The sequence below is a fragment of the Allobosea sp. CER48 genome (genome assembly GCF_044752385.1).
Lineage (GTDB): Bacteria > Pseudomonadota > Alphaproteobacteria > Rhizobiales > Beijerinckiaceae > Allobosea.
On the sequence record NZ_JBIWYK010000047.1, the window covers coordinates 1 to 11947 of the forward strand.

The following is an 11947-nucleotide window of genomic DNA, read 5'->3' on the forward strand; positions in this document are numbered from 1 at the left end:
CGACGAGGCCCGCCATCTGCTCGAAGCGCAGCACGCCGTCGCGATCCCGGCCATGGCGCGCCAGCACGCAGGCCGTGCCGACATTGGGATGGCCGGCGAAGGGCATCTCGGCTGTGCGGTGGAAGATGCGGACGCGCGCGTCATTCGCCGGGTCTTCCGGCGGCAGGACGAAGGTCGTCTCGCTGTAGTTCATCTCCGCCGCGAGCGCCTGCATCTGGGCATCTGACAGCCCGCGCGCGTCGGTGAAGACCGCGAGCTGGTTGCCGCCGAAGGGCTTGTCGGTGAAGACGTCGACGGTCTCATAGGGATAGCTTGGCACGGCGGGCTCCCAAGGCAGCTCAGGCTCTGGCCATTCCTGCCAGCGGAGCGCGCCGAATGCCAATGAAGCGATGGAATGCGATCCATCACGCCGGCACGGGGCCGGCGCCGCTCACCACATGTCGAGGGCGACGCGGGCCTCGTCGGACATGCGCGACTGATCCCACGGCGGATCGAACGTCATGTTGACGGTGACGCTGGCAACGCCGTTGACGGTGCTGACCGCGTTCTCGACCCAGCCGGGCATTTCGCCGGCGACGGGGCAGCCCGGCGCGGTCAGCGTCATGTCGATGGTGACCTGCCGGTCATCGGCGATGTCGACGCGATAGATCAGGCCGAGTTCGTAGATGTCGGCCGGAATCTCTGGATCGTAGACCGTCTTCAGGGCCGCGACGATGTCGTCGGTCAGGCGGTCGATCTCCTCGGGCGGAAGCGACGCACCGGAGCCGACCTGCGGCTCGTTCGGCTTGAAGCCGTCTTCCTTCAACGCGATGGGCTCGGGGGTGGCCAAGGCTCAAGATCCTCGATTGTCAGGCGAACAGGTTTTCGGCCTTCCGCAGGGCTTCGACCAGCGCGTCCACTTCTTCCAGCGTATTGTAGAGGCCGAAAGAGGCGCGGCAGGTCGATGTCACCCCATATCGTGCCAAAAGCGGCATTGCGCAATGGGTACCCGCACGAACCGCCACGCCTGCCCGGTCGATCACGGTCGCGACGTCATGGGCGTGGGCGCCCTTCATCTCGAAAGCGACGATAGCGCCCTTCTCGCGGGCCTTTCCGAAGATGCGGATGGAATTCATCTCGCCGAGACGCTCCATCGCATAGGTGCCGAGCCTCGCCTCATGCGCCGCGATGTTCTCGCGGCCGAGCGCCATCATGTAGTCGAGCGCGACGCCGAGCCCGACCGCCTCGACGATCGCCGGCGTGCCGGCCTCGAAGCGATGCGGCGGATCGTTATAGGTCACCGTATCCTCGGTGACGGTGACGATCATCTCGCCGCCCCCCTCATAGGGCGGCAGCTTGTCGAGCCATTCCTTGCGGCCCCAGAGAATGCCCGAGCCGGTCGGCCCATAGGTCTTGTGGCCCGTAAAGGCATAGAAGTCGCAGCCGAGCGCCTGCACGTCGACGGGCAGGTGCACGGCCCCCTGGCTGCCGTCGACGACGAGCGGGATGCCATGCGCGCGGCAGATCTTCGCGACCTCCGCGATCGGCACGATCGTCCCGGTCGCGTTCGACATATGGGTAAGCGCCACGACCTTGGTGCGGGGCGTGACCAGCTTCTCGAATTCCTCGATGAGGAAATTGCCATCCTCATCGATCGGAGCCCATTTCAGCACGGCTCCATGGCGCTCGCGCCAATAGTGCCAGGGCACGATGTTGGAATGGTGCTCGAGGATCGACAGGATGATCTCGTCACCCTCGCCGAGGTTGAGATGGCGCCCGAGCGATGACGCCACCGTGTTCAGCGCCCCGGTCGAGGAGCGTGAGAAGATGATCTCTTCGAGATGCTTCGCATTGAGGAAGCGGCGCGCGCTTTCGCGTGCAGCTTCATAGGCTTCGGTCGAGGCGTTCGCGAGATAGTGCAGCCCGCGATGGACATTGGAATAGTCCTCGCGCATCAGCTTCGACATCGCCTCGATCACGGCCTCGGGCTTCTGCGCCGAGGCGGCATTGTCGAGATAGACGAGCGGCTTGCCGTAGACCTCGCGCGACAGGATCGGGAAATCCCGACGGACCGCCGCAACGTCATAGGGCTTCAGCACGGGCTGGCCGGTAACCGCGTTCATCGCGTCACGCCTTTCCGGAACCGGGCTGCCGGTCGGCGACGAGCGCGCCGGCATGCCCCCAATCCTCCCGCTCGATCTCCTGGATCACGATATGGGTATTCTGCGGGTTCTTGCCGAGCACCTTCACGAGCGTCTCGGTGAACTCCTTGACGATCTGCGCCTTCTGTTCGCGCGTCGCGCCCTTCGTGATCTGGAGATTGATGTACGGCATCAGACGGTGCTCACCTCGGAAGCGGCCTCGCGGGCCTTCAGCCAGGCCTCGACCTCGGCCATCACCAGATCGCGGACGTTGTCGTCGCCGATGAACTCGGCTGCCTCGCCGGCGAAGGCCTGCAGCACCAGCGCCTCGGCCAGCGGCCGCGGCAGGCCGCGCGCCATCAGGTAGAAGAGCTGGTCGCCGTCGATCTGGGCGACGGTCGCGCCGTGACCGCAGACGACGTCGTCTGCGAAGATCTCGAGCTCCGGCTTGTTGAACATGGTCGCGCCGTCGTTCAGCAGCAGCGCGTTGCTCTTCATGCTGCCATCGGTCTTCTGCGCGTGCTGGCGCACGACGACCTTGCCCTGGAACACGCCGGTCGACTCGCCACTCGCGATCGTCTTGAACAACTCGCGGCTGGTGCCGTGCGGAACCTCGTGGTCGACGATCAGCGTCACGTCCGCATGTTCGGCACCGCGAAGCAGGTTGACGCCGCGCAGGCCGACCTCGCTGTGCTCGCCGGCGAAGCGGACGAAATGCTGCTGACGCAGCGTGCCGGCCTTGGCGACGAAGGCGAAGGAATCGAACTTGGCATGGGCGCCGACGGTGGCGAGCAGGCTCTGCACCTGCACGCTGGCCGCAGCCTGGCGCGTCACGACGCGGACATGCTGGATCTCGCTCTCGTCGCCGGTTTCGAAGACGATGGCGCCGTTGATCTGCTGCGCGGCCGGGCCGGCTGCTTCGCTGAACTCGACGATCGTGCCCTTGGCGCCCTTCCCGGCCAGAACGACCGAGCGGTGGAACACCGCCCGCTCCTCCTCGCCGGAAGCGAGCGAAACGATCACGACGGGCTGCTCGAGCTCGACGCCTTCGGCGATCTCGATGAACACGCCGTCACGCATCAGCGCGGTGTTGAGCATCAGGCCGGTATCGTCGGCACCAACAGAAGGACCGGCGAGCACGCGCGTCAGATCCTCGCGCGGCGAGACCAGCGCATCGGCGAGCGACTGCACCGTGACACCCTCCGGGATGGCATCGAGGGTGGAGAGCTCCGGCGCGAAAGCGCCGTCGACCAGAACCAGACGCAAGCCGTCGAGCTTCAGCTCGCCCAGCCGTGCCTTCACCGGGGACGTGACCGCGATGGCACCGGCGAGCGGGCGCGCCTCGCGCAGCAGCGTCCGCAGGTCGGTGTAGCGCCAGGATTCCAGCCGGCGATGGGGCAGCCCCTTGGCCTCGAAGCCGGCGAAGGCGTCTTCGCGCAGCTTGCGCACGGCCGGGCCGCCCGGCAACTCGGCCTTGCTGTCCGCGTATTGCTGGATCAGCGTCTGCTCGGCCGCCGTCTTCAGCGGGGTGACGATGGCCATTACGCCGCCTCCCCATAGGACGCATAGCCGCTCTTCTCGAGTTCGAGCGCCAGTTCCTTGCCGCCGGTCTTCACGATCCGGCCCTTCGACATGACGTGGACCGTGTCCGGCACGATATGGTCGAGAAGGCGCTGATAGTGGGTGATGACGAGGAAGCCGCGGTTCTTGTCGCGCAGCGCATTGACGCCCTCGGCGACGATGCGAAGCGCATCGATGTCGAGGCCGGAATCGGTCTCGTCGAGGATGCACATGGATGGCGAAAGCAGAGCCATCTGAAGGATTTCCATGCGCTTCTTCTCACCACCGGAGAAGCCGACATTGAGGGGCCGGCGCAGCATGTCCTTGGCGATCCCGAGCTTGTCGGCGGCGGCGTTGACCTGCTTGATGAAGTCAGGCGTCAGCAGCTCGTCCTCGCCGCGGGCCTTGCGCTGGGCGTTCATCGCGGCCTTCAGGAACGTCATCGTGGCGACGCCCGGGATCTCCAGCGGGTACTGGAAGGCGAGGAAGATGCCGGCGGCGGCGCGGGCGTCGGCCTCCATCTCCAGCACGTTCTCGCCATTGAGCAGGATCTCGCCGTCCAGGACCTCATAGTCCTCCTTGCCAGCGATGACATAGGACAGGGTCGACTTGCCGGAGCCGTTCGGCCCCATGATCGCGGCCACCTCGCCGTCGTTCACGGTGAGGTTCAGGCCGTTCAGGATCTGCTTGTCCTCGTCGGCGATCTTGACGACCAGATTGCGAATTTCGAGCATGTTCGTGTCCAGTGTTCTGTCGCGTCGCGTCCGATCCGGTGCCGGACATCCACGACTCGAGCGTTCGAAAGGTTGATGCGGCTGGCCGGGGCGCGCCCGACCATGAGAGGGTCCTAGCCGACCGAGCCTTCCAGCGAGATCGTGATCAGCTTCTGCGCCTCGACGGCGAATTCCATCGGGAGCTGCTGCAGCACCTCCTTGACGAAGCCGTTGACGATCAGCGCCACCGCCTCCTCCTCGGAAAGGCCGCGCTGCTGGCAGTAGAAGAGCTGGTCCTCGCCGATCTTCGAGGTCGTGGCCTCGTGCTCGAAGATCGCGGTCGCGGTCTTGGCCTCGATGTACGGGATCGTGTGTGCGCCGCACTGGTCGCCGATCAGGAGCGAGTCGCAGTTGGTGAAGTTGCGGGCGCCCGTCGCCTTGCGATGGGCCGAGACCATGCCGCGATAGGTCGAGTCCGACTTCCCGGCCGCGATGCCCTTGGCGATGATCTTCGAGGTCGTGTTCTTGCCGAGATGCAGCATCTTGGTGCCGCTATCGACCTGCTGCATGCCGTTCGACACCGCGATCGAATAGAACTCGCCGCGCGAACCGTCGCCGCGCAGGATGCAGGACGGGTACTTCCAGGTGATCGCCGAGCCGGTCTCGACCTGCGTCCACGAGATCTTCGAGTTCTTGCCACGGCAGTCGCCGCGCTTGGTCACGAAGTTGTAGATGCCGCCCTTGCCCTCGGCGTCGCCGGGGAACCAGTTCTGCACGGTCGAGTACTTGATCTCGGCATCGTCGAGCGCGATCAGCTCGACCACCGCGGCATGGAGCTGGTTCTCATCGCGCTTCGGCGCCGTGCAGCCTTCGAGATAGCTGACATAGGCGCCCTCATCGGCGATGATCAGCGTGCGCTCGAACTGGCCGGTGTTCTGCTCATTGATGCGGAAATAGGTGGACAGCTCCATCGGGCAGCGCACGCCCTTCGGGATGTAGACGAAGGAGCCGTCGGTGAAGACCGCGCTGTTCAGCGTCGCGAAATAGTTGTCCGTCACCGGAACGACCGTCGCCAGGTACTTCTTCACCAGCTCGGGATGCTCCTGGATCGCCTCGGAGATCGAGCAGAAGATCACGCCGGCCTTGGCCAGCTCCTCCTTGAAGGTCGTCACCACCGAGACGGAATCGAACACCGCATCGACCGCCACGCGATTCTCCGGCGCCACGCCGGCCAGGATTTCCTGCTCGCGCAGGGGGATGCCGAGCTTCTTGTAGGTGTCGAGAATCGCCGGGTCGACCTCGTCGAGCGACTTCGGGGATGCGCCCTTCTTCGGCGCCGCGTAGTAGTACAGATCCTGATAGTCGATCGGCGGATACTGCACGCGCGACCATGCCGGTTCGGTCATGGTCTTCCAGCGACGGAAGGCATCGAGCCGCCACTCGAGCATCCATTCCGGCTCGTTCTTGCGCGCCGAGATATAGCGGACCGTGTCCTCGGTGAGGCCCTTGGCCGGCTTCTCGACCTCAAGCTCCGTCACGAAGCCGTATTTGTATTCGGTCACGTCGATGGACTTGACCTGATCGATGGTCTCCTGGACCGCTGCCATGTTCAGTCTCCAGTCGCGGGTTCAAGGCCCGCCGGTTCAGTTTCTTGTGTTGCGGAGCGCTTCAGGCGGCAGCCCGGGCGCTCTGATCGGTTTGCGCGGCCACGAGCTTGCCGTAGGCCGCGAGGAAAATTTCGATGTCCGCCTCGCAGGTGGTCCATCCAAGCGATGCCCGCAAGGCCCCTGCGCTCATGGCGGGGTCGATTTTCATCGCGTCCAGCACATGCGAGCGCTTGACCTTGCCTGACGAGCAGGCCGAGCCCGAGGACAGCGCAGCCCCCGCCAGATCGAGCTTGATGAGCAGTGTCTCGGCCTTGAGCGCAGGCGTCGCGAAGGCGCTGGTATTGGGCAGCCGCGGAGCCGTCCGGCCGAAGATGGTGGTCTCTGGCGAAAGCTTGGCCAGCCCCGCTTCCAGACTGTCGCGCAAATGCGCGAGACGCGCCGCCTCGCCGACCAGGAGCTTGCGTGCGACATCCGCCGCGGCGCCGAAGCCGATGATTCCCGGCAGGTTCTCGGTCCCTGCGCGCCAGCCGCGTTCCTGCCCGCCGCCTCGTAGGGGCTTGTCCGCCAGTTCGAGCGCCCCGGTGCGGAAGACGATGGCGCCGACGCCCTTTGGGCCGCCGATCTTGTGCGCGGACAGCGTCAGCACATCCGCGCCCAATGCCGTGATGTCGACGGCGATCTTCCCGGCCGCCTGTACGGCGTCGCTGTGCAGCAGGCTGCCGTGACGATGCGCGATCGCGGCCGCCTCGGCGATCGGCTGAATGACGCCAGTCTCGTTGTTGGCGAGATGGATCGAGACGAGCGCCCGCGCGCCCGGGCTTTCAGCGGCGAAACGCGCCAGCCGATCGTCGAGCCAGACGAGGTCGACCAGGCCGTCACGGTCGACGGGAATCGCCTCGACGGCCGCAACCGGGAAACGATGCCCGTCGCGTACGCAGGCGTGCTCGGTCGCACTGTGAAGCAGGAGGGTCGCAGGTGTGCGCACGCAATCGCGGCCGCCATCGCAATCCATCAGCCCGGGCGAGAGCACGGCGACATTCGCCTCCGTGCCGCCGCTGGTGAAGACGACGTTCGAGGCCCTGGCCCCGACGAGCCCCGCGACCTGCTCGCGCGCCCGTTCCATCGCGCCGCGCGCCGCCCGGCCTTCGCCATGGACGGAAGACGGATTCCCGGGCAGCGAAAGCGCATGCGCGACCGCCTCCACGGCCTCCGGCCGAACCGGGGTTGTGGCGTTGTGGTCGAGATAGGCGCGTCCCGCCGTCACGATCCTGCCTGCTCCATCCTCGTCATTGCTCGGCTCACTGATACGAAATGCTTGAAATCGCACCTGTGCGCCGTGCTATAGCCGCCCATCCGAACCGGCCGGAACGGTCGAAACGCGGCTCGCCTGAGCGATCCACCGTTTTGTTCTCGACTTGTTCACGGCTGTTAGAACTATTCTAAGCGCTCTTCATCTAGGGCGCGCATGGTGGCGCCGTCAAGGGTGGCCGGGTTTCGAGCAGGCATGCGCCCGCTTTCTGCCCGCCCTCGCCGGCGCTGCCGCAAGAGGCGGTGAGACGATGCCAGAGGTAATCTTCAACGGGCCCGCAGGTCGTATCGAGGGCCGGTACCAGCCCGCCAAGAAGCGGGGTGCGCCGCTTGCGATCATCCTGCACCCGCACCCGCAGTTTGGCGGGACGATGAACAACCAGATCGTCTACAACCTGTTCTACACCTTCGTGAACCGCGGCTTCTCGGCGCTGCGCTTCAACTTCCGCGGCGTCGGCCGCAGCCAGGGTCAGTTCGACCACGGCGCCGGCGAGCTCTCGGACGCGGCTGCCGCGCTCGACTGGATGCAGGCGCTCAACCCGGAGGCCAAGAGCTGCTGGATCTCCGGCGTCTCCTTCGGCGCCTGGATCGGCATGCAGCTTCTGATGCGCCGCCCGGAGATCGAGGGATTCCTGTCGATCGCGGCCATGGCGAACCGCTACGACTTCTCGTTCCTTGCGCCCTGCCCGTCCTCCGGCCTGTTCGTCCACGGCTCGGAAGACCGCGTCGCGCCGGTCAAGGAAGTCATGGCGGTGATCGAGAAGGTGAAGACCCAGAAGGGCATCCAGATCGAGCACGCGGTGGTCGAGGGCGCCAACCACTTCTTCGATGGCCGCGTCGAGCAGCTGATGGAGCAGGTCGGCGTCTATCTCGACCGCAAGGTCGGCCCCGAGATCATCAAGTCCGAGCAGGAACAGGCCTGACGCGGCCTGCCCCGGAGCCGCGCGCGTCAGCTTCGGCTCGAAGCCATGACGGGCAGCGTCATCTGCGCTGCCCGTGCCTCCGCCATGATCCAGTCGCGAAACAGCCTGATCTTGCGCTCGTTCCGGCGCTCCGGCGGATAGACGATCCAATAGGACCATTCGTCGGGCACCGCGTGCTCGACGGCGAGCACGAGCCGGCCCGCCGCGATGTCGTAGGCGAAGAGTTCCGGCACGGCCATCGCGACGCCGTGCCCGCGCATCGCCGCCTGGACGTTCATCGCCTGCATCTCCAGCGACATCGACCGCCCGCCCTGCCGGGGCATGTCGAGGCCGAGATCGGCAAACCAGTCCTTCCACGCGCCTCTTCAGCGCTGAGCAGCGGCGCCCGCAACAGGTCTGCCGGCGCGCGCAATTGCAGCCGCTCGCGCAGCTCGGGCGAACAAAGCGGCGCATAATGGCAATCGAACAGCTTGTCCGCCGCAACGCCAGGCCATGAGCCCGGGCCGTAGCGCAGGGCCAGGTCGACGGCCTCGGTCGTGAAATCGACGAGATGCTGCGACGTCCGCACGCGCACCGCAAATTGCGGGTTCTCGATCTGGAACTGTGCAAGCCGCGGCGACAGCCAGGTGATCGCGACCGTGTGGAGCGAGGAGATTGTCAGGACCATCTGGTTCTCCTCGCAGAGATCGCGGAACACCGTCCCGATATCGGCCAGGGCCTTCGACACCGGCCCGGCCAGTCTCTGGCCGATCGCCGTCAGCACGACTTGGCGCGGCTGGCGTACGAAGAGCGGCGCTCCGACGCGATCCTCCAGCAGCCTGATCTGATAGCTGACGGCGGCTTGCGTCATGCCGAGTTCCTCGGCGGCGCGGGTGAAGTTCTGATGGCGCGCGGCAGCCTCGAAGACACGGACCGCCGCAAGGGGCGGAAGCTTGGGCGGCGGCGGATGCGCAGGCATGAGGAAGCATAAGCCTGCTTTATGGCAGGTGACAATCTTCCGCTTTGTCGCCGCGCGCCGCCTGGCCCAGATTCCTCTCACTAGCAGGCGTTGTCGCCTGGATTTGCGGGGATCACACGATGGATTGCGCCTCCCATGCGGGGCCGCTGGAAACACCCGGCGGCTCCACCCTTCTGCACGGGCTGTTCGGGCTCTGGCAGCGCCGCGCGGCGACCGCGCGCACACAGCGCCGTCTGGCGGCACTGGACAGTCGTGCGCTCGGCGACCTCGGCCTCCGGCGCGATGCCATCGCGCCGCCGCACCCCCGCGACACTGCGGATATCTGGCTCAGTCGAATCCCCGGAGGAGACTGAGAGTGCTTTTGGCGCAAAAGCGGTTTCCACTTTTCGGTCCGATGCTCTAGACGACGGCGGAACGACATCCACAGATCGCAAGCCGCCATGACCACCTACAAGTCCGATTTCCTGCGCGTGCTCGACGAGCGCGGCCTCATCCATCAGGTCTCCGATGCGGAGGGCCTCGACGCTCTGTGCCGGCAGGGAACCCAGACTGCCTATGTCGGCTACGACGCGACCGCGACCAGCATCCACATCGGCAACCTGATCTCGCTGACGATGCTCTACTGGTTCCAGGAGACCGGCCACCGCCCGATCACGCTGATGGGCGGCGGCACCTCCATGGTGGGCGACCCGTCGTTCCGCGACGACCAGCGCAAGCTTCTCACGGTCGAGGAGATCGCGACCAATATCGAGAGCATCAAGCGCGTCTTTGGCCGCATCCTGCGTTATGGCGACGGGCCGACCGACGCGATGATGGCCAACAACGCCGACTGGCTGCTGAAGCTGAACTATGTCGAGTTCCTGCGCGATGTCGGCCGGCATTTCTCGGTCAACCGCATGCTGTCCTTCGACTCGGTGAAGCTCAGGCTCGACCGCGAGCAGTCGCTGTCCTTCCTCGAGTTCAACTACATGATCATGCAGGGCTACGACTTCACGGAGCTCAACCGCCGGTATGGCTGCCGCCTGCAGATGGGCGGCTCCGACCAGTGGGGCAACATCATCAACGGTGTCGATCTCTCGCACCGGATGGGCGGCCCGCAGCTCTACTGCCTGACGACGCCGCTGCTGACGACCTCCTCCGGCGCCAAGATGGGCAAGACCGCAAATGGCGCGGTCTGGCTCAATGCCGACGTCTTCAGCCCCTATGATTTCTGGCAATATTTCCGCAACACCGAGGACGCCGATGTCGGGCGTTTCCTGAAGGTGTTCACGCGCCTGCCCATGGACGAGATCGCAAGGCTCGCGTCGCTGGGCGGTGCCGAGCTGAACGAGGCCAAGAAGATTCTCGCAACCGAAATCACCGCGATCGTCCATGGCCGCGAAGCGGCCGAGGCTGCCGCCGAGACCGCGCGCAAGACCTTCGAGGAAGGCGGTCTCGCGGCCGACCTGCCGAGCGTCGCGATCGCCCGCGCCGAGATCGAGCCGGGCGTCGGCGTACTGACCGCTTTCGTCAAGGCAGGGCTCGTGCCGTCGACCGGCGAAGCCCGTCGGCAGGTGAAGGCCGGTGGCCTGCGCGTCAACGATGTCGTCGTGGCGGATGAGCGTGCGCAGCTCGGCCTCGCCGACCTGTCGTCGGAAGGCGTGATCAAGCTCTCCTTCGGGAAGAAGAAGCACATCCTGCTGCGGCCGGAATAGGCCACAGCCGGCCGTTCAGCGCGGCGGCGCCTGGCCGGGCTGGACCGGGCGCTGCGCCGGCGCGCCGCCAAGCGGGTCGACGAAGCGGCGCAGGATGCCCGGCGCGATCGCCGAAAGCGGATTGATCGACATGGTCGGCGCGCTCGCCGGCCCCGAAATCCGGAAGTTCACCGCAAAGAGGCCGCCATACTGACTGCCGCCGCCCAGCAGAGTGCCGACGACCGGCACCTGCGCGAAGGCGTTGTTGAAGGCATAGCCCGGCACGAAGGTGCCGCCGATATCGACCCGGTCCCGGCCATAATCGACATGGCCCTGCAGCGTGAAGCCGACCTGCTGCCCCCAGATCACCATGTCCGAGATGTCGAGCCGGCTGGCCGTGCGGTTGAACTCCGCCTTGAGCTTGGTGAACGCGACCTCGGTGGTATCGATTCGCCGCTCCTCGGCGCGATCGCCCGAAAAGGCACTGGCTGACTGGGCACCGACCACGCGGCGCAATGCCGGCTCGTCACGGACCATGAAATTGCGGAACAACAGGTCGCCGCTCTGGTTCTCGCCCGGCCCCATGGTCAGGACGAGGTCGCCGCCATGCGCCTTGTTGTAGAGATCGAGGAACCGCAGCAGCGAGCCGCCATTCTCGGACTGGACGACGAGTTGCTCCCCAGGCCGGCCCTGCCGTGCCGATACGTCGGCCCGGCCAATCCGCCCCTGGAAATTCGCCGAGCGGACTTCGCCGCCGCGCCTGGCGAGCTTGAGGGTGCCGTTGGTGATGGCCTCATTGTTGAATCCGGTAAGGATCGGCACGTCGAGATCGATGTCGTAATCGGCGCCTTTCGCTCCGCCCTTGCCGTCGCCTTTGCTCGGCCCCGCCCCCTGGATATCCTTGATGAACGGACGCAGGTCGGCGACCGCGCCCCTCACCGTTAGCTTGGTCACGTTGCCGTCCCGCCTCGCATCGACCTTGAGATTATCGCCGGGCGAGATTCGGAATTGCGAAAGGCTCGCGGATTCCAGGCCATTCTGCTTGTTCAGCTCGAGGCGCCCCTTGATCAGGGCAGGAGCCGCGT

The 11947-nt window shown here is 65.9% G+C and carries 11 protein-coding genes and 2 pseudogenes; 3 read left to right on the forward strand and 10 right to left on the reverse strand.

Going from position 1 to position 11947, the window contains the following annotated elements:
• The 8 genes from ACIPIA_RS03605 to ACIPIA_RS03640 form a co-directional block, all read right to left on the reverse strand.
• Positions 1-319 (reverse strand): PhzF family phenazine biosynthesis protein (locus ACIPIA_RS03605; RefSeq protein WP_400506757.1); only part of this gene is annotated, 319 nt, incomplete at its 3' end.
• 111 nt (positions 320-430) lie between these two features.
• Positions 431-736 (reverse strand): SUF system Fe-S cluster assembly protein, encoded by a 306-nt coding sequence (locus tag ACIPIA_RS03610; RefSeq protein WP_400506776.1) that lies wholly within the window; start codon positions 734-736, stop codon positions 431-433.
• Between the two features lie 112 nt (positions 737-848).
• Complete coding sequence (locus tag ACIPIA_RS03615) at positions 849-2102, reverse strand: cysteine desulfurase (RefSeq protein WP_400506759.1); 1254 nt, start codon at positions 2100-2102, stop codon at positions 849-851.
• A 4-nt stretch (positions 2103-2106) separates the two neighbouring features.
• Positions 2107-2313: a tautomerase family protein gene (locus ACIPIA_RS03620; RefSeq protein ID WP_400506761.1), complete on the reverse strand. Its 207-nt coding sequence runs from the start codon at positions 2311-2313 to the stop codon at positions 2107-2109.
• Complete coding sequence (gene sufD / locus ACIPIA_RS03625; protein WP_400506763.1) at positions 2313-3662, reverse strand: Fe-S cluster assembly protein SufD; 1350 nt, start codon at positions 3660-3662, stop codon at positions 2313-2315. Before sufD ends, ACIPIA_RS03620 begins: the two co-directional genes overlap by 1 nt.
• Positions 3662-4414, reverse strand: coding sequence for a Fe-S cluster assembly ATPase SufC (gene sufC, locus ACIPIA_RS03630; protein WP_400506765.1), 753 nt, complete (start codon positions 4412-4414; stop codon positions 3662-3664). The genes sufD and sufC overlap by 1 nt, the downstream gene beginning before the upstream one ends.
• A 113-nt stretch (positions 4415-4527) precedes the next feature.
• The gene (gene sufB, locus ACIPIA_RS03635) at positions 4528-6000 is read right to left on the reverse strand and encodes a Fe-S cluster assembly protein SufB (protein WP_400506767.1); all 1473 of its coding nucleotides are present in this window, start codon (positions 5998-6000) and stop codon (positions 4528-4530) included.
• Positions 6001-6061: 61 nt separating this feature from the next.
• On the reverse strand, positions 6062-7267 hold the full coding sequence (locus tag ACIPIA_RS03640) for a cysteine desulfurase family protein (protein WP_400506778.1): 1206 nt from the start codon (positions 7265-7267) through the stop codon (positions 6062-6064).
• 292 nt (positions 7268-7559) lie between these two features.
• Here ACIPIA_RS03640 and ACIPIA_RS03645 point away from each other — a divergent pair, with 292 nt between their 5' ends.
• The gene (locus ACIPIA_RS03645; RefSeq protein WP_400506769.1) at positions 7560-8231 is read left to right on the forward strand and encodes an alpha/beta hydrolase; all 672 of its coding nucleotides are present in this window, start codon (positions 7560-7562) and stop codon (positions 8229-8231) included.
• Between the two features lie 26 nt (positions 8232-8257).
• Here ACIPIA_RS03645 and gcvA read toward each other — a convergent pair.
• A pseudogene (gene gcvA / locus ACIPIA_RS03650) lies at positions 8258-9189 on the reverse strand (transcriptional regulator GcvA).
• 119 nt (positions 9190-9308) lie between these two features.
• On the opposite strand from gcvA, the gene ACIPIA_RS03655 reads away from it, so the two are divergent.
• Positions 9309-9542 carry a YjiS-like domain-containing protein gene (locus ACIPIA_RS03655; protein ID WP_400506771.1) on the forward strand — a complete coding sequence of 78 codons (234 nt, stop codon included), beginning with the start codon at positions 9309-9311 and terminating at the stop codon, positions 9540-9542.
• 87 nt (positions 9543-9629) lie between these two features.
• Complete coding sequence (gene tyrS / locus ACIPIA_RS03660; RefSeq protein WP_400506773.1) at positions 9630-10883, forward strand: tyrosine--tRNA ligase; 1254 nt, start codon at positions 9630-9632, stop codon at positions 10881-10883.
• 15 nt (positions 10884-10898) lie between these two features.
• On the opposite strand, the pseudogene ACIPIA_RS03665 reads toward tyrS, so the two are convergent.
• A pseudogene (locus ACIPIA_RS03665) lies at positions 10899-11947 on the reverse strand (hypothetical protein); the annotation flags it as partial.